Source organism: Lichenibacterium ramalinae, from assembly GCF_004137085.1.
Classification (GTDB): domain Bacteria; phylum Pseudomonadota; class Alphaproteobacteria; order Rhizobiales; family Beijerinckiaceae; genus Lichenihabitans; species Lichenihabitans ramalinae.
In genome coordinates, this window is sequence record NZ_QYBC01000001.1 from 50,182 (window position 1) to 74,775 (window position 24,594).

The following is a 24,594-nucleotide window of genomic DNA, read 5'->3' on the forward strand; positions in this document are numbered from 1 at the left end:
GACGTCATGGACGGGAGCAAGGGCGGGTTCGGGGATGAAACGCGGGGCGGGTCGCCCGGCGCGCGCCGCTATGGCGGGGACGACGGGCCGGCAGGCCGCGACGTGCCCCGGGCCATGCTGCGCGGGGCGTTGCACCGCTGTCCCGCCTGCGGCCGCGGGCCGCTGTTCCGGGCCTTTCTCAAGGTGGCCGACGCCTGCCCGGACTGCGGCGAGGACCTCCACCACCAGCGGGCCGACGATGCGCCGCCCTATGTCACGATCTTCGTCGTCGGCCACCTCGTCGTGGCGGCGGTGCTCGCCGTCGACATGGCCTATGCCTGGCCGATGTGGCTCCACGCCGCCGTCTGGTTCCCCGTCACGGTGGCGCTCTGCCTGGCGTTCCTGCCCAGTGCCAAGGGGGCCCTCGTGGGGCTGCAATGGGCGTTGCGGATGCATGGCTTCGGCGGGACGCCGGACGTGCCCGACACCCATCCGGCCCTGTTCGGCAGCGCGGGACCGTCGCGGCCCTGACGGGACCGCGGTCTCGCGCCCGGCGATGCGCGACGACGATTTCAGCGCATGTCGGCCCTTCGCGGGCCCTCCGGAGCTTTTCAGCGCCGGGTAGCGCCCTTATATCAGGGCGGCGCCCGTCGGCCGCGTGGCGCAGGCCGCGCTCCTGCGGGGACCGCGACCGGGCCCGGCCGCACTCGAACATGGACGACCAGTGGGTAGATTCAACAACGCCAATTTCGCCGACCGTATCAGCTCCACCTCCGCCGCCAAGCAGGCCCTGGTCGAGAAGCTGAAGTCCAAGCCGGCCGAAGACGACCCCGAAGTCCTGCGCAAGGCCGCCGAGCGCCAGGCCATCGCCGAGGCGCGCGCCAAGCGCCAGGCGGAAAAGGAAGAGCAGCGCCGCCAGCAGGCGTTGCAGGAAGCCGAGGAGAAGTCCGCCCGCGCGGCCGCCGACGCCGCCGCCGAGGCGGAGCGCCAGGCCCTGCAGGAGCAGGAGAAGGCCGCCGCCGAGGCTGCACGCCTCGAACGCGCCGCCCGCATCCTGGCGGACGAAGCCGACCGCAAGGCGGCGCGCGACGCCCGTTACGCGGCCCGCAAGGCACGCGTGCGCGGCACCTGACCGGCACCGACCGGTTTCGTTAAGGTCGCGGCACTACCGTCGGCCTCGTCTTTCGGCGAGGTGAACGGTGCCCCATCCTGTCCTGTCGGCATCGCGGGGTGCTCCCCCGCACCCCTCCCGTGCCGCCCGACCCGTGGCCTGGGCGACCGTGGCCGACCCCGGGCCGGACGTGGCCATCCTGCTCACCGGATGCGATGCCCTCGCCGCGACGATCCGCGGCTTCCGCACGCTCCTGCCCCGCGCGACCGTCCTGGTCTACGACGACGGCCTCACGCCCGCCGCCGTGGCCGAGGTCGGGACGGCGGGCGGCATCCTGCGCGGCGCGACGTCCGGCAGCCGCCGCGCGCAGGTGCGGCGCATGCTGGCCGACGTCGACGCCGACATCTACATCCTGGCCCACGGCGTCGGACCCGAGGACGTGTGCCTGGCGCCGCTGATCGTGGCCGAAATCGACGGCAACGCCCGCGACCTCGTGGACGTGTCGCGGCTCGCCGCCGGTGCGGGCGGCGATGCCGGAGACCGCCTCCTGTCGCGCGCGGTGGATTTCCTCTTCGGCCAGGGCGGCGACATGCTGTCCTCCGACTTCAAGGCCTGTTCCCGGCGCTTCGCCCGCTCCTACCGGGTCGCCGCGGCCGGCCCCGAGCGCGCCTCCGCCCTCGACCTGTCGCTGCATGCTTTGCGACTGCGGCTGCCCGTCGGCCGCATGACGGCGCTGTCGGCCGGCCGCGCGCCGTCCAGCGGCCCGCCGCCGGCCCGCACGATCGCCGGCTGGCTCGGCCTCCTGCATCTCGTCTGGCGGCTCCTGGTGGAAGAGCGGCCGCGCCGCGTGCTCGGGCTCCTCGGCCTCGCCATCGTGGCGGCCGGCATCGCCACGGCGCTGCCGCCGCTCACCATCTATCGCTGGCGGGGGACGCTGCCATTCGGCCCCGCCACGCTGATGTCGCTGATGCTGATGGCGGCCGGCGCCGGCCTCGGGGCGGCGGGCGCGGCGCTCGACGCCTTGGCGGCTGCCCGCCAGGAGGTGGCCCGGGTCGGCGTCGAGAACATCCCGCGCCGCGGCGAGCGTGCCCCGCCTCAGTCCTCCGTGTCTCAGTCCTCCGTGTCGTAGACGTCGTCGTCCGAGAAGGCGCCCTCGTGCGGCTCGGACGCCGGCATGGCGGGCAGCCGGGAGCGCGCCGGCCCGGCCGGCGGCGATGCCTCGGCCTCGTCCGGCGCTTGGGACCCGGCGCCGTTGAAGGCGATGTCCTGCACGGGCTCGATCCGGCAGTCGTAGGCCGAGAACAGGCCGGCGAGGTGCTGGAGGTCCTCGGCCTCGGCCGTCTCCACCACGGCATAGCCGCCGCCCCCGCCGATGCGCGACAGCAGCTCGTGGACCTTGAGTCCCGCCGGCATGGCGCGCTCCGTCAGGAGGCGCGCGGCGCGGCGCTGGGCCGCCGCCGGATCGAAATCGGCGCGCCGCTCCCGATAGGTCACCAAGAACTTCATTCCATCACTCCCGCAAGGCCTCGACCCACCATAGCGCACGATCGTCCGTCGCGATCAACGCGGCGCGGCCGGTGCCGGGGCGCCGGGGCAGTGGGAGCGCCGGGGCGCCGGGGCGCCCCGCACCGTCGGGCCGGCCTGGTCGCCGCCGGACCGGCGCTTCAACCCAGGCCTGTGTACAGGTCCTTATTTTCGGGCCCGCGTCCCTCGGCAACAGGGTCGCGGACCCTAGATCAGTGGGTGACGGGGACGGCGGGAGACGCGAAGCACGATGGTGACGTCGCACGGGACGGTGGCGGAGGACGCCGAAGCCGAGAGGCTGGCGGTCCTCGAAGCCTATGCGGTCCTCGACACGCCGCCGGAAGCGGGGTTCGACGATGTCGTGACGCTGGCCTGCCAGGTCTGCGAGGCGCCCGTGGCGCTGGTCAGCCTCGTCGACCGCGAGCGGCAGTGGTTCAAGGCGCGGCGCGGCTTCGCCCCCGGCGAGACCGACATGTCCCGCTCCGTCTGCGTCCATGCGCTCGCCCAGGACGACATCCTCGAGATCCCCGACCTGTCGGCCGACCCGCGCACCTGCGGCAACCCGCTGGTGACGGGCGAGCCGCACCTGCGGTTCTACGCGGGCGCCGTGCTGAAGACCCCGGCCGGCATCGCCTTCGGCTCGCTCTGCGTCATCGACCACGTGCCCCGCGCCGACGGGCTGACGGACCGACAACGCGATGCGCTTCGGGCACTGGCCCGGCAGGTCGTGGCGCAGCTGGAGCTGCGGCGCGCCATCTCCGAGCGCGACGCCTCCCTGGCGACCCGGGGTGCCGCCGAAGCCATGCTGCAGCGCGAGGTCGAGCGGCACGGCGCCCTGCTGGCCCTCCAGGGCCGCATCGGGGCGGCGGGCGGCGACCTTTCCGCCATCCTCGACGCCACCGTCACGGCCGCCATGCGGACGGTGGCGAACAGCGAGGGCGCGGTCGTCGAGATGCGCGACGGCGACGCGCTGGTCTATGCCGCGACGGCCGGCAGGCTTTCACCCTTCCAGGGCCTGCGGATCGCGATCGCCGAAAGCCTTTCCGGGCGGAGCCTCGGCGAAGGCCGCACCCTGTCGACCGGCGATGCCGAGCGGGACCCGCGCGTCGACCCCGCCCTCGCCCGGAAGCTCGGCATCCGCTCCATGGTGGTGGCGCCCATCGCCCGGCTCGGCGACGTCGTGGGCGTGCTCAAGGTGCAGTCCGGCCGGATCGACGCCTTCGCCGCGCAGGACATCCGCTCCGTCGAGCAGCTGGCGGCAGCCGTCGCGGCCGGCTTCGGCGATGTCGCCGAGACGCGCTCGATCCGCGACCTCAGGACCAGCGAGGCCATGCTGCGGCGCGCCCAGGAGGCCGCCGCCATCGGCACCTTCTCGACGGACCTCACCCGGCGCATCACCGTGGCGTCGGACGGCTTCTACCGCCTCCTCGGCCTCGAGCCCCGGGCCGAGTCGCCGGTCGCGCTGTGGGAGAGCCTGGTGGTCGACGGCGACCGCGACCGCTCGACCGGCCACCTGCGCGGCGAGGACACGCCGGAAGCCGCCCACGTCGAATACCGCATCCGCCGGGCCGATACCGGCGAGTTGCGCTGGATCGCCCGCAGTGCCGACTATGTCCGCGACGCGTCGGGGACGGCAACGGACCTCATCGGCATCGTCCAGGACGTGTCCGAACGGCGGTGGGAGGAGATCCGCCGCAACCTGCTGCTCGAGCTCGACGACCGGTTCCGCGGCCTCGAGGAGCCCGGCGCCGTCGGGGCGGCCGCCGCGGAAGCGCTGGGCCGGGAGCTCGACGCCATGCGCGTCGTCTTCGCCGAGATCGCCGGGGACGGCACGTCCCCGGCACCGGCGGGCCGGTGGGAGCGGGACGGCGCCCCCTCCGGCGGCCCGCTGCGGTTCGGGCTCGACGATCTCGGTCCCGCGTGGAGCGGCGAGTTGCGGGCCGGACGGATGCTGGTGTCGGACGACGTCGCCGCAGACCCGCGCGCCGGGGCCGCGACCGCTTCGGCCCATGCCGCGGTCGGAATCCGGGCCATGCTGGCCGTACCCGTCACCGAAGGCGGGCGGCTGCTCGCCGTGGCGCTGGCGCAGGCGGAGGTGCCGCGCCGGTGGGGCGCCCACGAGATGCGACTGATGAAGGAGGTCGCCACCCGCACCCAGGACGCCATGGACCGGGCCCGGGCCGAGGTGGCGCTGCGGCAGAGCGAAACGCGGCTGCTCCTCGCCCAGGAGGTCGGCGGCATCGGCACCTTCGAGGTGGATTTCGAGCGCGACGAGGTGGAAGCCTCCGCCGGCATGTTCCGCCTGTTCGGCCTGCCCGACACCCGGTCCTGCTCCACCGCCACCTTCACCGACCTCGTGGCGGAGGCGGACCGCGCCCTCGTGCACACGCCCGAAACCCGCCGCAACCCGTCGGCGCCCCCGATAGCGGAATACCGCATCCGCCGCGCCGACGACGGGGCCCAGCGCTGGATCCGCCGGGTCGCCCGGCGGTTCGACGGCGGCGGGCTGGCCCCGCGCCTCGTCGGCGTGGTGCAGGACATCACCGAGCGCAAGCTCGCCGAGATCGAGCTGTCCGCCGCCAAGGAGGCGGCCGAGGGGGCCAACCGCGCCAAGAGCGCCTTCCTGGCCAACATGAGCCACGAGCTGCGCACGCCGCTCTCGGCCGTCATCGGCTACAGCGAGATGCTGGAAGAAGACCTCGACGACCTCGGCCACCGCGAGATGCTGGGCGACCTCGGCAAGATCAAGTCCAATGCCCGCCACCTGCTCGGCCTCATCAACGACGTGCTCGACCTCAGCAAGGTCGAGGCCGGCCGCATGGACGTCGTCGACGAGGAGGTGGATGCCGCGGCGCTGGCCCGCGACGTGGCCGAAACGGTGGCGACGCTCGTGCACCGCAAGGGGAATCGGCTCGACCTCGACGTCGCGGCGGATGCCGGCCTGCTGCGCTCGGACGGCGTCAAGATCCGTCAGTGCCTGCTGAACCTCCTCGGCAATGCCGCGAAGTTCACCGAAGCGGGGCGCATCACGCTGGGGGTGACGCGCCAGGACGACGCCGTGGTGTTCCGCGTCTCCGACACCGGCATCGGCATGACGGAGGAGCAGGTCGGACGCCTGTTCCAACGCTTCGCCCAGGCCGACGAGACCACGACGCGCAGGTTCGGCGGCACGGGCCTCGGCCTCGCCCTCACCCGCGCCCTCGCCGTGCTGCTCGGCGGCACCGTGGCGGTCGAGAGCCGGTTCGGCGCCGGCACCAGCTTCACGCTGCGCCTGCCCACGCTGCGACCGGCCGAAGCGGAGCCGGTCGGCCGCGACGGATGACGCTCGAGCGCGGCCGGGCGCCCCATTCAGGCGCCGTTCACGATTGCGTTCGCGGGCCGTCGCGCGTCTTGCAAGACGCGTCGCCTTGCGCCTAGTCTGGGTCGTCTCAGGAGGCCCTGCATGACCAAACCAGCCTGGAAAGATCGGGTCGATACGGCGCTGACGCGCCTCGAGCAGGATCGGTGGACGGCCCCGGCCGTCCGCTACATGGAGATCATCGACGAGGTGGCGGAGGGCAAGGGCTCGGCCGCCGACATCGCGCGGCGGGCGGGCTCGCCCGACCTCGTGGCCCATGCGCTGAACCGGGTCACGGTGGCGCTGCACGGCGGGGAAGCGGCGCCCCGCCTCGACGAGGGCGGCTGGTACGAGAGCGACGGCGAGCGCTATCGCGTGGCGCCCGACTTCGCCCAGGAATGGATCGCGGCCCGCAGCGCCCAGCGCCAGTTCCAGGCCCTCCAGTCCATCTGACGCCCGGGCGCGGCCCGCTCGCACTCCCAACGGCGGGCCGCCGCGACGGCGAACCGCCCGAGACGGGGGTGTGGCGATTGCATCCCCCGCCGCGACCGTGCAGGACAGGCCCGCCCGCGCCCGACGCGGGCGGCGAACCGGCGCGATGCGGAAACTCTCCAACATCCAGGTGCTGCGGGGGCTCGCCGCCCTGGCGGTGGTCCTGTTCCACGCCCGTGAAGAGGTCGACGGGGTCGGCATCGCGACGCGGCTGCCCGGCTTCATGGGCGGTGCGGCGGGGGTCGACGTGTTCTTCGTCATCTCCGGGCTCGTGATGGTGCATGCCTCGGCGCCGCTGTTCGGCAGCGCGCGCGCGGCCGTGCCGTTCTTCCTCAAGCGGCTCGCCCGCATCGTTCCGCTCTACTGGGCCGTGACGGCGCTCTTCGTGCTGCTCGATCCCGCCGACGCCCGCGGCGACCTCGGGCGCCGCGCCTTCGCGGGTTTCGTGGCCCTGTCGCTCGCCTTCGTGCCTTATGCGGCACCGGCCAACCCGGATCTGACGCCCGTCTACCCGCTCGGCTGGACGCTGGATTACGAGATGGCCTTCTACCTCGTCTTCGCCCTGGTCCTCGCCCTGCCCCGGCGCGGCGCGGTGGCGACCCTGTCGCTCGCCCTCGCCGCCCTGGTGGCGGCGAACGGCATGCTGGCGCTGCCCGGGTGGCTTTCCTACCTCGGCGCCACGCAGGTGCTCGAATTCGTCACCGGCCTGCTCCTGGCCGAGGTTGGCCTTTCGGGCGGACGGCTGCCCCGCCCCGCCGCGGCCGCGCTGGTGGCGTTCGGCCTCGCCGCCATCGCCGCCGCCATCCCGTGGTCGGACAGCTGGTGGGGCAGCTGGCGCGGCTTGGCCTGGGGCCTGCCGGCCGCCGCCATCGTGGCGGCGGCGGCCCTATGCCTGCCGCGCCGCCCGGCCGGACCCGTGCGCCGCGCCTTCGAGCGGCTCGGCGATGCTTCCTACGCGCTCTACCTCGTGCATTACGGCGCCTATCTGGGGCTCGAATCCGTGCTGGGCCGCGTCTTCGACCTGGCGCGCCTGCCGGCGCTGCCGTTCATGCTGCTGCTCGTCGCCCCGACGCTGGCGGCGAGCTTCGCCGTCCACCACGGCTTCGAGGTGCCGCTCACCCGCTGGCTGCAGCGCCGCGTCGCGCCGCGGCAGGCCCCGTCGCTGGCCGTGGCGGAGGGCTGACGCGGCCACCCGAGCGGCGGCCGACGAGCGCGCGCCTGTCGGCCGGCCCTCAGCGGGCGTGGCGCTTCTGCCAACCCTGCATCTGGGCGATCTCGATCGCCTGGGCCTTGATGATGTCGGCGGCGAGTTTGCGCAGCATCGGGTCGTGGCCGTACTGGACCTCGACCTTGGCCATCTCGACGGCGCCCTGGTGGTGGGGCAGCATCATGGCGGCGAAGTCGCGGTCGGGGTCGCCCGTGGGCTTCACGTCCATGCCCGTCATCATGGCGTCGTTGGCGGCCGCATAGGCCTTGTCGGCCGCGTGGTCGCCGCCCGGCGCGGCCGCGGCCGGCGCCATGGTGGCGTGGTCCATCTTCATGGGCTCGGCGGCCCGGGCCGCGCCCGAGCCGGCCAAAATGACGACGAACGCGGCGAGGACGAGCGGGCCGGGGTCGCGCGTGTGGGGGAGCTGTGTCATCGACGGGGTCCTTTCGATCGAGAGGCGGGCCCGGCCGTCGCGGCGCGGGCGACGGGTGGTCAGCCGATATCGGCGCCGCGGAGCCGCAGGGCATTGCCGATGACGCTCACCGAGGAGAGCGCCATGGCGGCGGCGGCCAGCATGGGCGACAGCAGCAGGCCGAAGGCGGGGTACAGCACCCCGGCCGCCACCGGGATGCCGATGCCGTTGTAGAGGAAGGCGAAGGCGAGGTTCTGCCGGATGTTGCCCATCGTGGCGCGCGACAGCGCCCGCGCCCGCAGCAGTCCCGCGAGGTCGCCGCCGAGCAGCGTCACGCCGGCACTCTGCATCGCCACGTCGGTGCCGGTGCCCATGGCGACGCCGACGTCGGCCAGCGCCAGAGCCGGCGCATCGTTGACGCCGTCGCCGGCCATGGCGACGATCCGCCCTTCGCGTTTCAGGCGCTCCACGGCCGCGGCCTTCGCGTCCGGCAGGACGTCGGCCAGGACCTCGTCGATACCGAGCGGGGCCGCGATGGCGCGGGCCGTCGCGTCGTTGTCGCCCGTCAGCATCACGACCCGCAGGCCTGCGGCCTTCAAGGCCCGCACCACGGCGGCGCTTTCCGGCCGAACCGCGTCGGCGACGCCGATCGCCCCGGCGAGTCGCCCGCCGGCCGCCACGAGCACGGCGGTTGCGCCGTCCGCCCGGAAGGCGTCGGCCCGCGCCGCGAGGGCGCCCACGGCGACGCCCTTATCCTCCAGAAAGCGGGCGGAGCCGACCAGCACATCGGTCCCCGCCACCAAGGCGTGGACGCCGCGCCCCGCCGGCGAGGCGAAGCCCTCCGCTTCGGCCACGGGCAGACCCCGCGCCTCGGCCGCCGCCAGGATGGCGCGGGCCAGCGGGTGCTCGCTGGCCCGCTCGACCGCGGCCGCCAGCGCCAGCACCTCGTCCTCGCCGAAGCCCTCGGCCGCCGCCACCGCCGTGACGGCGGGCACGCCGCGGGTGAGCGTTCCGGTCTTGTCGAGCACCACGGTGTCGACGCGCTCCAGGCGCTCCAGCGCCTCGGCGTCGCGGATCAGCACGCCGGCGCGGGCGCCGCGGCCCACCCCCACCATGATGGACATGGGCGTGGCGAGGCCGAGGGCGCAGGGGCAGGCGATGATCAGCACCGACACGGCGGCGATGACGGCCGAGGCGAAGCGCGGCTCCGGGCCGAACACCATCCAGGCCGCGAAGGCGGCGAGGGCGGCCGCCAGCACGCCGGGCACGAACCAGCCCGAGACGCGGTCGGCCAGGCGCTGGATGGGGGCGCGGCTGCGCTGCGCCGCGGCGACGAGCTGCACGATGCGGGACAGCAGCGTGTCGCGCCCGACCTTGTCGGCGCGGATGACGAGCCCGCCGGTGCGGCTGATCGTGCCGCCGATGACGGCGTCGCCGGCCCGCTTGCGCACCGGCAGGGACTCGCCCGTGACGCTCGACTGGTCGAGTTCGGCTTCCCCGCTCTCCACCGTCCCGTCGACCGGCACGGTTTCGCCGGGACGCAGGCGCAGCCGGTCGCCGACCGCGACGGCGTCGAGCGGGACGTCGGCCTCGCTGCCGTCCGGCGCGATGCGGCGGGCGAATTTGGGGGCGAGGTCGAGCAGTCCGCGGATGGCCGTCGAGGTGCTGTCGCGCGCCTTCAGCTCCAGCACCTGACCGACCAGCACCAGCAGCGTGATGACGGCCGCGGCCTCGAAATAGGTGCCGACGGCGCCGCCCATCGTGTGGAAGGCGGGCGGGAACAGGCCGGGCGCCAGCGTCGCCACCGCGCTATAGGCCCAGGCGACGCCGGTGCCGATCATCACCAGGGTGAACATGTTGAGGTTGCGGCTGCGCAGCGAGGCCCAGCCGCGCTGGATGAAGGGCCAGCCGGCCCAGAACACCACCGGCGTGGCCAGCACCATCTGGGCGAGGTTGCCCGCCTCCCCGCCGAACGGCACGGCGCCGTGCAGGAACCCGCCGCCCAGTTCACCGCCCATGGCCAGCAGCACGACCGGCACGGTGCCGGCCGCGGCGAGCCAGGTGCGGCGCTTCATGTCGACGAGGTCGGCATTGGGGCCGGCCTCGGCGGTGAAGTCTTCCGGCTCCAGCGCCATGCCGCAGATCGGGCAGGCGCCGGGCCCGACCTGCCGCACCTCGGGGTCCATCGGGCAGGTGTAGACGGTGCCGGGCGGCGCCGGCGCCTCGTCGCGGGGCGCCGGTGCCAGGTAGCGGGCGGGATCGGCCGCGAACTTCGTCCGGCAGCCCGCCGAACAGAAATGGTAGGCTTGGCCGGCATGGTCGGCGTGATGCGGGGTCTTGGCGGGGTCGACCGTCATGCCGCAGACGGGGTCCTTGACGTCCGCCGCCGCGAGGTAGCGGGCGGGGTCGGCCACGAATTTGCCGCGGCAGCCGTCGCAGCAGAAGTGGTAGGTGGTGCCGGCGTGGTCGGCGTGGTGCCGGGTCTTGGCGGGGTCGACCGTCATGCCGCAGACGGGGTCCTTCGCGTCCGCCGCCGCGAGGTAGCGGGCGGGGTCGGCCACGAACCTGCCGCGGCAGCCGTCGCAGCAGAAGTGGTAGGTGGTGCCGGCGTGGTCGGCGTGGTGCCGGGTCTTGGCGGGGTCGACCGTCATGCCGCAGACGGGGTCCTTGGCGGCGGATGCGGCTCCGGCAGGGGCGGGTTTCGGCGCGGAGCAGCAGCAGCCTCCGGCTGTCCCGTGATGGTGGTGGGTCTCGGTCATGGCGTCCATCCTTGAACGCCACCCTGCACCTTCCCATCATGGGAGGGTCAAGCGCCGCCGCCGAGGGGACAATCGCCATGCAGATCGGGCAGGCCGCCAAGGCTTCGGGCGCCTCGGCCAAGATGATCCGACACTACGAGGCCATGGGCCTCGTGGCGCCGGCCGGGCGCCGCGACAGCAACTACCGCGACTATACGGCCGAGGACGTGGCGCGCTTGCGCTTCGTGCGCCGGGCACGCGACCTCGGCTTCGCCATCGAGCGGATCCGCGATCTCCTGGCGCTGTGGAGCGACCGCGGTCGATCGAGCGCCGAGGTGAAGCGCATCGCGCTCGACCACATCGCCGACCTCGAGGGTCGGATCGCCGGCATGCGCGAGATGGTGGCGACGCTGCATCACCTCGCGGACGGCTGCGCCGGCGATGGCCGGCCGGACTGCCCCATCATCGAGGGGCTGGCGGGGAAGAACGCGACCGCAGCGGCGCGAACCGCCCCGACGGCTCGGGATAATCCTCGTCGGGCTGAGCCCCCACGGCCCTGATCCGGGCCTCGGCCGCCGCGATGGCGCCGGCCCCGTCGAGCACCCGCAGCGTGAGGTCGTAGGCTCGCTCCTCGCCGTGCTGCAGCACTATGAGTTCGCCCCGCTCGCGCGCGAAGGCGTGGCCCGGGACGTGGTTGGATCCCGGCTCGATGCCGAGCGCATAGGCGCCGGCCTGGAAGTGCTGCCACTCGGTGAAACACGGCAGCTGCGCCTTCGTCACCTCCACGGCGAGGCCGAAGCCGAGGGCGTCGTTGACCACCGCATAGGGCACGCGCCCTTCGGCATCCGCCGCGAGGTCGTGCTCCCAGACCTGCTCGGTGAAGCCGTCGCGCGGCGCCGGCAGGGTGCGGTAGCCGACGCCCTGGCGCCGGTAGGCCTCGCCGGCATGCGCCGCCATCACGACGTCGGCGATCGGGGCGAGGAGCCGCGTCCCCGCGTCCAGCACCGGATAGCCGACGTTGAGGTGGTACAGCACCATGTGGGGCGTGGCGTAGAAGCCGTGGTTCACGACCCGGTCGTGGATGCGGATCTCGTCGCCGCCGACATCCGCCTCGATGCGGCGGATGAGGTGGAGGTCCTCGCCGAAGACCGCCGCCTGCTGCAGGATGCCCTCGCACCACAGGATGCAGCGGTCCCCGTCCCAGCGCTCGCCATAGCCGGTCAGCCGCGCCGGCACGGTGGCGATGCGGCCGTGGATCGTGTGCTTCACGCTGGAGCGCGGGCCGTAATGGTAGTGGGCGGCGGGCTCCTCGGCGTTGAAGCCGACATGGTCGAGGCCGCAGGTGACGAGCAGGCCCGAGAAGCTGCGCAGGAAGCCGAGCCCGCCTTCGCCCTCCGTCTCGTGCAGGCCGGGATGGCGGAAGCCGCTGGCCGACTGCCAGCCGATCGCCCGGCCGCCGTGCTCGCAATCGCCGATGTCCATGGCGCGGTCGACCAGCACCGTGAAGGCGAGGCCGGAACCGGTGCGGAACTGCAGTGCCCGGATGCCGCGCTCGACGCCGTCGCCCAGGGTGACGAGGCGCACGCCGGCGAATTGCGCGAGGCTGCCGGCGCGCCGGGCGAGGTCGAGGCGCGACAGTTCGCGTCCGTAGAGGGCCACCATGGCGCTATTCCCGCGGCATCGGCCGCCAATGGGGCGGCGCCAGTTCGAACCCCTCGAAGCGGAAGCCGGGCGCCACCGTGCAGCCCACCAGCGTCCAGGCGCCGAGGCTCGCGGCGGTCTGCCAGCAGCGGGCCGGCACGGCGATCTGCGGGCTCTGGCCGGCCCGGATGTCGGGGCCGAGGTGGTGGGCCGAGGCGTCGTGGCCGTTCGGCGAGAGCGTGATGACCATCGGGGCGCCGGCGTGGAAGTGCCAAACCTCCGCAGCGTCCACCCGGTGCCAGTCCGACACCTCGTCGCCCGCCAGCAGGAACAGGATGGCGGTCGACGCCGGGCGCCCGTCGGGGTCGACGGCGGTGTCGCGAAAGGTTTCGCGGTAATGGCCGCCTTCCGGGTGCGGCGCGAGGTCGAGCAGGCGGGCGACCTCGCGAGCCGACAGGCCCGAGAGGCCGCTCACGCCTTGTTCTTCCGCTCGCGCAGCACGGCGAAGACCGCCGCCGGGTCGCCGCCCGGCAGGCCCGCCGCGGCCTGAACGGCGGGCTCGGCGCAGCGCAGGAAAGGGTTGGCGGCGAGTTCCAGCGCCATGGTGGTGGGCAGCGTCGGCCTGCCGTCGGCCCGCAGCGCCTCCACGGCGGCGGCGCGCTCGCGCAGCACGGCGTTCTCCGGCTCGACCGTAAGGGCGAACCTGGCGTTGCCGGCCGTGTATTCGTGGCCGCAGTAGACCTGGGCGTCGCCGGGCAGCTGCGACAGCTTCAGCAGCGAGTCCCACATGGTCTCGAGCGGCGTTTCCAGCACCCGGCCACAACCGAGCGAGAAGAGCGTGTCGCCGGCGAACAGCACGCCGGCCTCCTCGAACCAGTAGACGATGTGGCCGGCCGTATGGCCCGGCGTGGCGATCACCTTGGCGCCGAGGTGGCCCACCATCACCTCGTCGCCCTCGTGCACGCCGAGGTCGACGCCGCCGATCTTGGTGGCTTCCGCCGCCGGGCCCACGACGCGCAGCTTGGGAAACCGGGCCTTCAGCGCCGGGATGCCGTCGACGTGGTCGCCGTGGTGATGCGTCACCAGGATGTCGGTCAGCGTCCAGCCCGTCTCGTCGAGCGCCCGGAGCACGGCCTCGGCCTCGGGCGCATCGATGGCGGCCGTCGAGCCCGTCGCGGAATCATGGACCAGCACGCCGTAATTGTCCGACAGGCAGGGGAACTGGTGGAAATGCGCCGTCATGCTGAGTCCTCGACTCGAAGGGTCGGGCCGACGCTCTACAGCGTCCCTCGTCCCACCGCACGCCACAACGCCCGACACGGTGACCGGGATCGTCGAAAAACCGACATAGAGCGCTTTCGCCTTCGGCCGCTCCGCTCCGGCACGGCGCCGGAGGCCGCGCTCCCGGTCCGGGGGCGCGGCGGTCAGTAGCGCTTCAGCAATCGCTCAAGATAGTCCTGCTCGACCTGGGGCCGGGACGGGTCGCCGAGCCGCCGACGCAGCTCCTCCAGCACCTGGCGGGCACGGGCGGCGAGCCCGCCGGCGTGGATGTCCTTGCCGCCGAAGCTGTTGTCCGGCAGCGTGGAGTCGCGCTGGCGCCGCGGCCGGCCGAGCGGATCCGTCTCCTGCCCGTTCGGGCCGCCGGTGCCGTCGTCCTGTCCCTCGCCGTCCTGCGCCTGCTGCTGCCCGTCGCCCTGGCCCTGGCCTTGCGCCATCTGCTTGGCCAACCCCTGGGCGCCCTGCTGCAGGCCGCGCAGGGCGCGGCCCTGGGCCTCGACGGCGCGGTCGTTGCCGCCCTGGCCTTCGCCGAGCGCGTTCTCGGCATCCTGCATGGCCCGGCCGGCTGCCTCGAACCCCTTCTCGCCCTCGAGCCCCATCTCGCGCATCTGACGCTGCAACTGCCCGAGCTTCTGGCGCAGCGCGTTCTGACGGCCCTGCAGGTCGCCGCCGGCGCCCGACTGGCCCTTGCCGGACTGGCCCCCTTTGCCCGACTGTCCTTGGCCGGACTGTCCTTGGCCCGACTGGCCCTGCTCCTGACCCTGCCCGGGCGCCGAGGGGTCGCCCTGCGCCTGATCGCCGTCCTGCCCGCCGCCCTGGCCGTCGTCCATCGGCGCGTCCTGGTCGTCGTCGCCCTCGCGCTGGGCCTTGCGGGCATCGCGCCCGTCCTTGAACGTCTGGTCGCGCAACGCCTGCTGGTCGCGCGTCATGCGGTCGAGGTCGCTCATCGCCTGGTTGGCCTGGCGCTGCGCCTGCTGCTGGGCCCCGGACCGGCGCTTGGCGGTCTTCAGGTTGTCGAGCACGCCCCGCAACTGGTCGAGCATGCGTTGCGCCTCGGCGACGTCGCCGTTGCGGGCCGCCTGCTCCATCCGGTCGACCATGTCCTGGAGCTGCTTCGGCGTGACGGTGCGGGCACGGTCGTCGGGTCCCTGCCGGTCGGCGCGCTCGGAGGGCTCGGCCTTGCGGGCCATCTCGGCCAGGAACTTGTCGAGCTGCCGGCGCAGGGCTTCGGTGAGGCGCTTTATCTCCTCGGGCGGGGCGTTGCGGGCCAGCGCATCCTTCAGCTCCTGCTGAAGCGCCTTCAGGTCCTGCTCGGTCTTCGACAGGTCCCCCTCCTCGATCTGCAGCGCCATGGCCCAAAGGAGGTCGGACACGCCGACGAGGTCGGCATCCGAACGGGCGGCGTCGAGCCGCGCGCGGGCCGTGCGCAGCCCCAGGAAGACGGCCGGCGGCGTGTCGAACAGGTCCGGCGCCAGGGTCAGGGCGTCGAGCGCGGTGTCGACGCCGCCGTGGTGGTCGGGGTCGAGCACGAGGTCGCGCCGCTGCTCGACGAGGGCGCGGGCCAGCGGCTGGGAAAAGCTGCGGGCCGGCAGCACCACGCTGACGGGCGCGCTGCGCCCGGTGTTGCCGCCCTCGTCCCGGGCCGTCAGAACCAGCGCCGCGGTGGCTCCCGCCCAGGGGCTGTCGGCGAGGTCGGCCGTCGTCTCGCCTGAGCCGAGACCGCGGGGCGCCGCCGGCAGTGCCAGGGACAGCTTGGGCGGCGGCACCAGGGTGCGGCCCGTGACGGGTTTGCCGGCGACCACCGGGTCGGACAGCAGGCCCTCGGCGCCCACCACCCCGTAATCGTCGCCGATCTTGTAGCGCAGCGTCATCGAGCCGCGGGCATTGCGCTGGGGCCGCCCTTCGAGCGCGATGGTGGGCGGCTGGTCGGGGATGGCGGAGAGGGCGTAGACGGCGACCGGCGCGCCGTCGCGCTTCACCGTCACGCGCCCGTCGCCCGCCATGACGAGGCGCCGCTCGGTTTCGCCGGGCGCCTGGCCGGCACCGCCGGTCGGCAGCCGGGCGTCCGGCGCGCGACCGGCCGCCGGCACCGCGCCCGCGGCGACCTCGACCGGGGCCGGCTTGATGTCGCCCTCGGCTTCCACCTCCACCCGGCCCTCGCCCGAGGCGCGCACCACCAGGGCGGAGCCCACCGGCGCCGCGATGGCGCGCGGCGCGGCGGCGGAGGCGGCATCGGCCTGCACGCCCGGGCCCGACAGGACCACGGGCGGCCGGCCCGTGTAGGCGGGCGGGTCGATCCAGCTGTCGAGGCGGAACCCCGCCCCCGGCGCACCGGCGCCGAACCAGTCGAAGGCGGCGAGGAGCCGGCCGTCGCGCTCCGGCCCGGCCACGAAGGCGCCGGCCGCCAGCAGGAGGAGCGCCCCCGCCCGCAGGGCATAGCGGTCGCGCTCGACCATGCGGGGCGAGGGCGCCCGCACGCGCACGCGGCCGAGCGCCTCGTCGAGCCGCCGACGGTGCAGCGCCCAGAGGGCGCGCGTGGTCGGGTCGGCGGCGGCATCGGCCAGCGCGTCCTCGGCGGACGAGATGGGGCGATGCGGCAGGCCGGAGTCACGATCGAGCCGGGCGAGCGCGTCGCGTCGCCCCGGCAACCGGCCCTGCCAGGCGCGGTACAGCGCGAAGCCGAACGCCGCCGCGAAGAGCGCCACGCCGAGGGGCCGCACGGCATGGGGCAGGATCAGCCACAGTCCGAACCAGGACATGGCCAGGAACAGGGCAGCGACGGCCAGAACCGCGACGGCGACGGGCCAAAGCCGCTCGAACACCAGGACGGCCAGGGCCCGGGCGACGAGCCCGTCCAGCACGCCACGCTTCTCATCTCGGTTCGGCACGGCCACACTCCGATCCCGTCTCCGGGCCGCGGCCAAGGCCGGCACCCCGGCCCCAATCTAGGGACAAACGGCGGGAAACGCGAATGAGCCGGCGCGCCCGCGCGGCGACACAGCCGCGCGGAGGGTCGCGTCGCCGGCCGGCGCGTCAGGCGGCGGCCGCGGTGTTCCCGCCGCCCTGGGCCGCATAGGCCTGGAGCGCCTGGAGCAGGCGTTGCAGCCTGGTGGTGTCGGCGGTCGAGCCCGAGGCGCCCGTCGCGGAGGTGTCGTCCGCCGCGCCCGACGCCGAGGCGACGGCTGCGCCGGAGGACGACGGGCTGGACGACGACGCCGTGGACGACGACGCGACGGACGAGGATGCGACGGAGGACGACGTCGCCGCAGTGGCGCCGCTCGTCGGTCCGGCATCGGCCGTGGCGGTGCCGAGGTCGTCGCCGATGGTGGTGAGCAGGCTCTGCAACTGCTTCAACGCGGCCGCCAGCGTGCTGCTGGCATCCGTGGAACCGGTCGCGGACGTGCCGTCGGCCGAGGTGGACGGCGGCGGCCCGGGCGGCGGGCCACCGGGCCCACCCGGACCCCCGAGGCTGCCGGAGGCGGAGCTGTCGGCGTCCGCTCCGGAATCATCGCCCGCGTCCGCACCGGACCCGGTCTGGATCTGCGACAGGACGGACAGGAAGTTCGACAGGGCCGAGCTGGTGCCGCTGGCGTCAACGGCGGTGCTGCCGGCGGCGGTGTCGCTCGTCGTCGACGACGTGCCGCTGCCAGTCGCGGTATCGGCGGTCGCCTGGCCGATCGTCGCGCTCTGCTGGGTGCGGGCGATGTGATGGTGGTGGCTGTGCGTGCTGAGTGTCACCGACATGGGACGGTCTCCGGCGTGTTGGCGCCGTCCCGGCATGGCGGGACGGGGGCTGACAAAGCCCACGGCGGCGGCTGTCCGGCCCGGCTCCCCAAAACCGGCCCGGGTCGATCGAAACCGTGGGACATTTACCCACGTACAGCGGTAAGGTTAAGTCGAGACTAATGCCGGCGATGCCACGGCTCGGACGGGCCCGCTCTGGGTTTCAAGAAGAGCGGGCGTGCGTTCGCCGACCCTCAGCGCAGGACATCGCGGTTCGCCGGCCCCACCACGGGACTGGCGGCCTGGCAGGACCGGAGGTCGAGGTTGCCGTTGGCACAGAGGCGCACCTGCCAGCTGTCCGGCCCCGCACCGGTCAAGACCAGCAGGGCATAGCACCCGAAGGCGAGCAGCGCCGCCGGCAGGACGAGGCCCGGCGCGCAGGCCTCCCGCAGCAGCGCGAAGCCGCGCCGTGCAGCGTGATGGCGGGCGCTCCGGGCGGCGTAGAGGGCATTCGGCGACAGGACGTCGAGGTCGGTCGGGTGGATGCGGATCATGGCCAGCTCCCTTCGCGGTGAGGGGAGAATGAACGGTCATTCTCATCGTGTCAATGAACGTTCATTCAGCGTCCGGCGGATGGCGGGCGCCGTGTCTTTCCGGACGCCGTCGGACCTGTTAAGGCGCCAGCACCCAACCGCGACAGGCCCGCCATGATCCTCCGTTCCTCCCCCGCCTCACCCTTCGGCCGCAAGGTCAAGCTCGCCGCCGCCGTGCTGGGCGTCACCCTGTCGGTCGTGGAGGCCGACACGATGAGCCCGACGGATTCGCTGCGCCGCGAGAACCCGCTCGGCAAGATCCCGACGCTCGTGATGGAGGACGGCACGACGCTGTTCGATTCACGGGTGATCGTGGCCTATCTCGACGCGGTGGCGGGCGGCGGGCGGATCATCCCCGCCGAGATCGCCCCGCGCTTCGCCGCCCTGCGGCTCGAGGCCCTGGCGGACGGCATCGCGGACGCGGCCCTGCTGCAGGTCTACGAGGGGCGGTGGCGCGAGGAGCCGCGGCGGGACGCGACCTGGACCGATCACCAGGCCGGCAAGGTGTCGCGTGGCCTGGCGGCGCTCGAGGCGGCCCCGCCGGAAGGTCCCGTCACGGTCGGCCACATCGCGCTCGCCTGCGCGCTCGGCTATCTCGACCTGCGCTTCGCCGGAGAGTGGCGCGACACCCATCCCGCGCTGGTGGCCTGGCTCGACGGTTTCGCGGCCGCTGTGCCGGCCTTCGAGACGACCCGCGTCAAGCCGACCTGACGGGGCTCAGGCGCGCCGGGGCAGAGAACCGCGGCGCTCGTGGAGGCATGTCGCCGAGGTGCGTGGCGCCTATCAGCGCGGCGCCCGAGGCCTCTCCCCTGCCCCCAACGGAAAGGGGCGCGGCGCCACGCGCCACGCCCCTCGACCGGACGGAGATGGCGCTGCCTATTCGGCGGCTTCCATCGGCTTGACGCGGTCGTTGGCGACCTTGCTGAACGACTTGCCGGTCGTCTTCTCGAAGGTGTCGATCTCCTCCATCTTCGCCTGGACGTGGCGCGAGAAGACGAAATCGGCGGGACGCTGGTTGGCCAGCGAGATGTCGGGCGCGGTCGGGCCCTGGGTCCTGATGCCCTTCACCGCCAGTGTCAGCATCTTCCAGGGCGCCTTGACGGCATCCTTCACGGCCGTGGCCTCGAAGCCGCAGTGGACCATGCAGTCGGCGCATTTCTCGTAGTTGCCGGTGCCGTACTTGTCCCACTCGGTCGTGTCCATCAGCTCCGTGAAGCTCTGGGCATAGCCTTCGCCGAGCAGGTAGCAGGGCTTCTGCCAGCCGAACACCGTGAAGGTCGGGTTGCCCCAGGGCGTGCAGCTATAGGTCTGGTTGCCGGCGAGGAAGTCCAGGAACAGCGGCGACTGGAACCAGGGCCAGGCCTTGCCGCCCTTGCCGCGGGCGAAGATGCCCCGGAACAGCTCCTTGGTCTTGGCGCGGTTGAGGAAATGCTGCTGGTCGGGCGCGCGCTCGTAGGCGTAGCCCGGCGACACCGTGATGCCGTCGATGCCCATCTCCGTCATGGTGTCGAAGAAGCGCGCGGCCTTCTCGGGATCGGCGTCGTTGAACAGCGTGGTGTTGATGTTGACGCGGAAGCCCTTGGCCTTGGCGGCCTTGATGGCGGCGACGGCCTTGTCGTAGACGCCCGTCTGGCAGACGGACTTGTCGTGCATCGTCTCGTCGCCGTCGAGATGCACCGACCAGTTGAAGAACGGGCTCGGCTTGTACTGGTCGAGCTTCTTTTCCATGAGCAGCGCATTGGTGCACAGCGTCACGAACTTCTTCTTGGCGATGGCGCCGCGGACGATCTCGGGCATCTCCTTGTGGAGCAGCGGCTCGCCGCCCGCGATGGAGATGACCGGCGCACCGCACTCGTCGATGGCCTTCATGGCATCGGCATAGGACACGCGCTGGTTGAGGATCTTGTCCGGATAGTCGATCTTGCCGCAGCCCGCGCAGGCGAGGTTGCAGCGGAACAGCGGCTCGAGCATCAGCACGAGCGGGTAGCGCTTGCGACCGGACAGGTGCTGCTTCAGCACGTAGGCGCCGATGCGCGCCGTCTGGTGGAAGGGAATGCCCAAGTTCAACTCCTTCAGGCCGCGCAGCGATGCGGCCGGCCGTGGGGTTATTGTCCGATGTCGGCAAGCTCGGCCGGCAAGCGAAACGAGATCGTCTCCTCGATGCCCGGAAGGGTCGAGACTTCGACCGGGCGGAGACGGCGGAGCGCGTCGATCACGTCCTCGACGAGGACTTCCGGCGCCGAAGCGCCGGCCGTGACGCCCACGACCTCGGCGTCCTTCACCCAGTCGGCCTCCAGCATGTCGCCGTCCGCCACGAGGTAGCTCGGGATGTCGAACTCGCTGCCGATCTCGCGCAGACGGTTGGAGTTCGACGAATTGTTGGCGCCGACGACCAGGATGACGTCGGCCACGCGGCCGAGGTCGCGCACCGAATTCTGCCTGTTCTGCGTGGCGTAGCAGATGTCGCGCGTTTCGGGACCCACGATGTCCGCATAGCGCGCCTGCAACGCCGCGATGATGGCGCGGGTGTCGTCGACCGACAGCGTCGTCTGGGTGATGTAGGCGACGGGCGCGTCGTCCGGGACGGTCAGCGCCGCGACGTCGGCGACGCTGGCGACGAGGTGGACCGGCTCGGGCACGCGGCCCAGCGTCCCCACCACCTCGGGATGGCCGGCATGGCCGATGAGGACGACGGTGCGGCCCTGGGCGGCGTAGCGCGTGCCCTGCGCGTGCACCTTGGCGACGAGCGGACAGGTGGCGTCGAGCACCCGCAGGCCGCGGGCGGCGGCGGCATGCTCGACGGAGCGCGCCACCCCGTGGGCGCTGAACACCGTCACGGCGCCCGGCGGCACCTCGCCGACGTCCTCGACGAAGATGGCGCCCTTGCCCTTCAGGGTTTCGACCACGTGGCGGTTGTGCACGATCTCGTGGCGCACGTAGACCGGGGCGCCGTGCTTGGCGAGCGCGCGCTCGACGATCTCGATCGCCCTGACCACGCCGGCGCAGAATCCGCGCGGCTGCGCCAGCACGACCTTCATCGCCCGCTGTGTCGGCTCACCGATCATCCCGTCCCCATCCTGTGCGGGCGCGTCCTGACGCCCACGGCGTGCCCGAAAGTGACACACGATCTCATGTGGTTAGGCAAAAAGCCCCGCCGTCGCAACATCGCGCAGCGGCCCGGCGGCAGATCCTCGCCACCTGTTGCCGCCGCGAGACAGGCGGTCGACACTCGGCCGGAGGGTGCCGTTACGGCATCTATAGATCGTCCGTTAGGGTTAAACTCCCCTTAAGCAGTGCCTGCGATCCTGCCTCTATTGGCCGAATGCGAGGTGCCAGTGCCCCGCGCCATATCAAGAGGACTCCGAATCATGGGCAAGCTGAAAGCCCTTCTTCTCGCGGGAGCTGCGGCGTTCGGCGCCTTCGGCACGGCCCGCGCCGCAGACCTGCCCCCGCCCCCGCCCTTCGAACAGATCGAGCCCGAGCCCGTCGAGTTCGGCGGCTGGTACCTGCGCGGCGACGTGGGCGTCGGCTCCGCCCTCCGGCCCGACATCCGCTCCTCGTTCGACGCCGACGTGACGGTGCCGAACCCGCGCTTCGACGAGCGCAGCCTCGGCGACTCGGCCTTCGCCGGCGGCGGCGTCGGCTACCAGGTCAACAACTGGCTGCGCTTCGACGCCACCGGCGAGTACCGCACCAGCCAGGGCCTCAACGCCGTCGAGAGCTACAATTCCGGCTTCTTCAACGTGCCGCGCGATGCCGGCCGCTCCTTCGACACCTACACGGGCCAGGTGCAGAGCACGGTGGCCCTGGCCAACGTCTACATCGACGCGTTCCACTGGAACCGCTTCGGCGTCTTCGTCGGTGGCGGCGTCGGCGGCGCGTTCAACCGGGTCTCGAACCTCACCGACATCGGCGTCGGCGGCAGCAACACGGGCTTCGGCTACGCCCGCGAGCGCAGCGGCATCAACCTCGCCTACCAGGGCACGGTCGGCATCGCCTACGACGTCACGCCCAACCTGAAGCTCGAACTCGCCTATCGCTACCTCGACATGGGCGATGTCCGGTCCGGCGCCATCAACTGCCAGAACACGGGCGTGTGCCCGCACGAGGTGCAGAAGATCGGCCTCGCCTCGCAGGACGTGAAGATCGGCATGCGCTGGCTCTTCGGCGACGCCGGCTATGCCGCGCCGGCCCCGGCGCCCTATTACCCGCCCCCGCCCGCCCCGCCGCTGGTGCGCAAGTACTGATCCTCGGATCGACAGACGAGATTGCGACGAAACGGGCCCGAAGGGGCCCGTTTTCGTTTTATGGTCGCCATCGCCACGTCCCGTCCACGTGGTTAAGCCCCGCTTAAACCCTGGCCGTTATGGTTTCCATGGGATTGACGCGCGCCCCATCCGGCACGCGAACGGGGGATCTGGATCCATGCGGCTCGGAACGGCATCGGTCGCGGCGGCATTGTCGGCCGCCGCCGCACTTCTCCCCGCGGCGCCGGCGACCGCCGCCGACATGCCGTCCTACTACGCCCCCGGCTCGACCCCCGCCCCGCCCGACGCGCCGTTGGAGTTCGGCACCGGCTGGTACCTGCGCGGCGACGCCTCGTTCGGCCCCGAGGACAAGCCGCGGCTGTCGCTCCAAAGCGCCGCCCCGACCTTCGGGCGCGACAGCACCGCCTGGGGCTACGCCTTCGGCGGCGGCGGCGGCTACAAGTTCAACGACTGGTTCAGGGCCGACATCACCGCCGACTACCTCGACCCGTTCCATTACGCCGCCAACACGTCCTGCGGCACCGCCTGCACGGTCAACCACGAGACCAACGTGTGGCGGTGGGACGGGCTGGTCAACGGCTACGTCGACCTCGGCAACTGGTTCGGCCTGACGCCCTACATCGGCGCGGGCGCGGGCGTCGCCGGCACCCACCAGGACGGCAGCATCGGCATCAACGGCAACGCCCTGGCGAGCGGCATCACCGACCCCCGGACCGGGACCCTGGTGACGTCGAGCGTGCCGAGCCGCACCGACTACCAGTTCGCCTGGGCCGCCATGGCGGGCTTCTCCTACGCGTTCGGCCCCCACATGCTGGCCGACATCGGCTACCGCTACCTCGACCTCGGCCGCACCACGGTCCCGCTCTTCCCCGTGACCAGCACCACACGCTCCATCACCGAGCAGCAGGTCCGGGTCGGCCTGCGCTACATGATCGATTGAAGCTCGCAACGGGAGGCAGCCGCGTAGCGCGGAGTTAACCATCGCGTCTCAAGGTCTCCACGCGGATCGTCCAACACGGAATCAGTCGCGATGAGCTCCACCGACAGCCAGCCCGTCACCCATGCCTATTTCGACAGCTCGGCCGTCTTCGAGCCGGCGGACGGGCCCGGCACGGTCCTCATCACCGGAACCGCCACCAACGCGACAGACATTGCCAACATCGAGATCTCGGACGGCGGCACGCCGCTCGCCAGCACCGGCGGCTTCCAGTCGTCGAACGCGAAATGGGGCGTCATCGCCACACTGCCGGCCGGCAAGCACATCCTGACCGCCACCGTGACGGAGCTGACGGGCGCCAGCTACACGATCAACTCGCCCTACCGGCTGGTGACGGGCATCCAGAACCAGCCTTATGTCTACCAGGAACTCGACGAGAACAGCTCCGGCGTCTTCACCCGCATCAGCAACTACGACGGCTCCGGCACGCTGGTCAGCCAGACCGCGGTGGCGCTGAACGGCGATGCGGCCGCCCCCCTGTCCATCGCCTTCGACCCGACCGCGACCTTCGCAGGCTCGACCGAGGCGCTGCTCACCGGCACCACCTCGGCTTATGGCAGCACCTCCGCCATCGAGATCTTCGACGGGTCAGCGGCATCGACCGTCGATCCCGCCAGCGGCGCTCTCCTGTCCAGCGCCAAACCCCTCGGCTACGCCACCCTCGGCACGGACGGCACCTGGTCTTTCGACGCCCACGTGGCCCCCGGCACCCACGTCTTCACCGCCGTGGCGATGGGCGTCTCGGGCCAGGTCGCCTCATCGCAAAGCTCCTTCACCATCACGGCCGGCGTGGTGGGCAGCCCCTACGTCTACCAGGAGGTCGACCACGGCGCTTCCGGCGGCGTCGCGGCGACGACCTCCTACGCGGCAGACGGCAGCGTAGTGGGCCGCAGCAACAACGGCGGCCCGACCATCAACGGCGGCTCGTCAACGGGCGCGGTGATCCGCAGCGCCTACGACGACGTGATGACCGGCGACGGCACCGGCGACACCACCTTCCTGTTCCGCCATGGCTTCGGCCAGGACGAAGTCACCAATTTCCAGTACCTCAGCGCCGCCCAAAGCCCGACGGGCATCGAACACGACGTCCTCAGCCTGCCTCAGTCCGTCTTCAGCACGCTGGCCCAGGTGATGCACCACACCACAACGGCGCTCGATGGCAGCGCGGTGATCCATCTCAGCCGGACGGATACGATCAAACTCGACGGGGTGACCAAGGCCGACCTGATCACCCACCCCAACGTGTTCCGCTTCCACGGCTGACGCGCGGACCCGGCCCGGTCGCGGGCGGGCC

At 72.6% G+C, this 24,594-nt stretch carries 22 protein-coding genes; 11 read left to right on the top strand and 11 right to left on the bottom strand.

Annotated elements, in window-relative coordinates; genetic code table 11:
- Nucleotides 1–6 precede the first annotated feature (6 nt).
- The 3 genes from D3272_RS00245 (at nucleotide 7) to D3272_RS00255 (ending at nucleotide 2,219) form a co-directional block, all read left to right on the top strand.
- Complete coding sequence (locus tag D3272_RS00245; protein ID WP_129217069.1) at nucleotides 7–510, top strand: DUF983 domain-containing protein; 504 nt, start codon at nucleotides 7–9, stop codon at nucleotides 508–510.
- Nucleotides 511–703: 193 nt separating this feature from the next.
- On the top strand, nucleotides 704–1,111 hold the full coding sequence (locus tag D3272_RS00250; RefSeq protein ID WP_129217070.1) for a DUF6481 family protein: 408 nt from the start codon (nucleotides 704–706) through the stop codon (nucleotides 1,109–1,111).
- Nucleotides 1,112–1,244: 133 nt separating this feature from the next.
- A complete protein-coding gene (locus D3272_RS00255) occupies nucleotides 1,245–2,219 on the top strand; it encodes a hypothetical protein (RefSeq protein WP_129217071.1) in 975 nt (324 codons plus the stop codon).
- Here D3272_RS00255 and D3272_RS00260 read toward each other — a convergent pair.
- Nucleotides 2,201–2,596 carry a DUF3303 domain-containing protein gene (locus tag D3272_RS00260; protein ID WP_129217072.1) on the bottom strand — a complete coding sequence of 132 codons (396 nt, stop codon included), beginning with the start codon at nucleotides 2,594–2,596 and terminating at the stop codon, nucleotides 2,201–2,203. The genes D3272_RS00255 and D3272_RS00260 overlap by 19 nt on opposite strands.
- 268 nt (nucleotides 2,597–2,864) lie before the next feature.
- On the opposite strand from D3272_RS00260, the gene D3272_RS28270 reads away from it, so the two are divergent.
- From D3272_RS28270 to D3272_RS00275, 3 genes are all read left to right on the top strand, one after another.
- Complete coding sequence (locus tag D3272_RS28270; protein WP_129217073.1) at nucleotides 2,865–5,936, top strand: GAF domain-containing protein; 3,072 nt, start codon at nucleotides 2,865–2,867, stop codon at nucleotides 5,934–5,936.
- A gap of 120 nt (nucleotides 5,937–6,056) precedes the next feature.
- Nucleotides 6,057–6,404, top strand: a complete 348-nt coding sequence (locus tag D3272_RS00270) for a hypothetical protein (RefSeq protein ID WP_129217074.1) — start codon at nucleotides 6,057–6,059, stop codon at nucleotides 6,402–6,404.
- Between the two features lie 145 nt (nucleotides 6,405–6,549).
- On the top strand, nucleotides 6,550–7,626 hold the full coding sequence (locus D3272_RS00275; RefSeq protein ID WP_129217075.1) for an acyltransferase family protein: 1,077 nt from the start codon (nucleotides 6,550–6,552) through the stop codon (nucleotides 7,624–7,626).
- 49 nt (nucleotides 7,627–7,675) lie between these two features.
- Here D3272_RS00275 and copM read toward each other — a convergent pair whose 3' ends face one another.
- Together copM and D3272_RS00285 are read right to left on the bottom strand one after the other, a co-directional pair.
- Entirely contained in the window at nucleotides 7,676–8,083 is a 408-nt protein-coding gene (copM, locus tag D3272_RS00280; protein WP_129217076.1) for a CopM family metallochaperone, read from the bottom strand.
- A gap of 59 nt (nucleotides 8,084–8,142) precedes the next feature.
- Nucleotides 8,143–10,821, bottom strand: a complete 2,679-nt coding sequence (locus tag D3272_RS00285) for a heavy metal translocating P-type ATPase (protein WP_129217077.1) — start codon at nucleotides 10,819–10,821, stop codon at nucleotides 8,143–8,145.
- Between the two features lie 77 nt (nucleotides 10,822–10,898).
- On the opposite strand from D3272_RS00285, the gene cueR reads away from it, so the two are divergent.
- Complete coding sequence (gene cueR, locus D3272_RS00290) at nucleotides 10,899–11,360, top strand: Cu(I)-responsive transcriptional regulator (RefSeq protein WP_129217078.1); 462 nt, start codon at nucleotides 10,899–10,901, stop codon at nucleotides 11,358–11,360.
- Here cueR and D3272_RS00295 read toward each other — a convergent pair.
- From D3272_RS00295 to D3272_RS00320, 6 genes are all read right to left on the bottom strand, one after another.
- The gene (locus tag D3272_RS00295) at nucleotides 11,263–12,462 is read right to left on the bottom strand and encodes an aldose 1-epimerase family protein (RefSeq protein WP_129217079.1); all 1,200 of its coding nucleotides are present in this window, start codon (nucleotides 12,460–12,462) and stop codon (nucleotides 11,263–11,265) included. The genes cueR and D3272_RS00295 overlap by 98 nt on opposite strands.
- A gap of 4 nt (nucleotides 12,463–12,466) precedes the next feature.
- On the bottom strand, nucleotides 12,467–12,898 hold the full coding sequence (locus D3272_RS00300; RefSeq protein WP_129217434.1) for a cupin domain-containing protein: 432 nt from the start codon (nucleotides 12,896–12,898) through the stop codon (nucleotides 12,467–12,469).
- A 14-nt stretch (nucleotides 12,899–12,912) separates the two neighbouring features.
- Nucleotides 12,913–13,683 carry a hydroxyacylglutathione hydrolase gene (gene gloB, locus D3272_RS00305; protein WP_129217080.1) on the bottom strand — a complete coding sequence of 257 codons (771 nt, stop codon included), beginning with the start codon at nucleotides 13,681–13,683 and terminating at the stop codon, nucleotides 12,913–12,915.
- Nucleotides 13,684–13,865: 182 nt separating this feature from the next.
- A complete protein-coding gene (locus tag D3272_RS00310) occupies nucleotides 13,866–16,607 on the bottom strand; it encodes a TIGR02302 family protein (RefSeq protein WP_245496298.1) in 2,742 nt (913 codons plus the stop codon).
- A 145-nt stretch (nucleotides 16,608–16,752) separates the two neighbouring features.
- Nucleotides 16,753–17,463: a hypothetical protein gene (locus tag D3272_RS00315; RefSeq protein WP_129217082.1), complete on the bottom strand. Its 711-nt coding sequence runs from the start codon at nucleotides 17,461–17,463 to the stop codon at nucleotides 16,753–16,755.
- A gap of 233 nt (nucleotides 17,464–17,696) precedes the next feature.
- Nucleotides 17,697–17,996 carry a hypothetical protein gene (locus D3272_RS00320; protein WP_129217083.1) on the bottom strand — a complete coding sequence of 100 codons (300 nt, stop codon included), beginning with the start codon at nucleotides 17,994–17,996 and terminating at the stop codon, nucleotides 17,697–17,699.
- A 153-nt stretch (nucleotides 17,997–18,149) separates the two neighbouring features.
- Here D3272_RS00320 and D3272_RS00325 point away from each other — a divergent pair, with 153 nt between their 5' ends.
- Complete coding sequence (locus tag D3272_RS00325) at nucleotides 18,150–18,746, top strand: glutathione S-transferase family protein (RefSeq protein ID WP_129217084.1); 597 nt, start codon at nucleotides 18,150–18,152, stop codon at nucleotides 18,744–18,746.
- A gap of 165 nt (nucleotides 18,747–18,911) precedes the next feature.
- Here the strand turns inward: D3272_RS00325 and hpnH are convergent, their stop codons facing one another.
- Nucleotides 18,912–20,096: an adenosyl-hopene transferase HpnH gene (gene hpnH, locus D3272_RS00330; protein ID WP_129217085.1), complete on the bottom strand. Its 1,185-nt coding sequence runs from the start codon at nucleotides 20,094–20,096 to the stop codon at nucleotides 18,912–18,914.
- A 44-nt stretch (nucleotides 20,097–20,140) separates the two neighbouring features.
- Nucleotides 20,141–21,073, bottom strand: coding sequence for a 4-hydroxy-3-methylbut-2-enyl diphosphate reductase (gene ispH, locus D3272_RS00335; RefSeq protein ID WP_129217435.1), 933 nt, complete (start codon nucleotides 21,071–21,073; stop codon nucleotides 20,141–20,143).
- A gap of 330 nt (nucleotides 21,074–21,403) precedes the next feature.
- Between ispH and D3272_RS00340 the strand changes: the two genes are divergently transcribed.
- The 3 genes from D3272_RS00340 to D3272_RS00350 all read left to right on the top strand — a co-directional run bounded on the left by D3272_RS00340 (nucleotide 21,404) and on the right by D3272_RS00350 (nucleotide 24,563).
- On the top strand, nucleotides 21,404–22,282 hold the full coding sequence (locus D3272_RS00340) for an outer membrane protein (protein ID WP_129217086.1): 879 nt from the start codon (nucleotides 21,404–21,406) through the stop codon (nucleotides 22,280–22,282).
- A gap of 178 nt (nucleotides 22,283–22,460) precedes the next feature.
- Nucleotides 22,461–23,243, top strand: a complete 783-nt coding sequence (locus tag D3272_RS00345) for an outer membrane protein (protein WP_165361150.1) — start codon at nucleotides 22,461–22,463, stop codon at nucleotides 23,241–23,243.
- Nucleotides 23,244–23,333: 90 nt separating this feature from the next.
- A complete protein-coding gene (locus D3272_RS00350) occupies nucleotides 23,334–24,563 on the top strand; it encodes a hypothetical protein (RefSeq protein ID WP_129217088.1) in 1,230 nt (409 codons plus the stop codon).
- Nucleotides 24,564–24,594 lie beyond the last annotated feature (31 nt).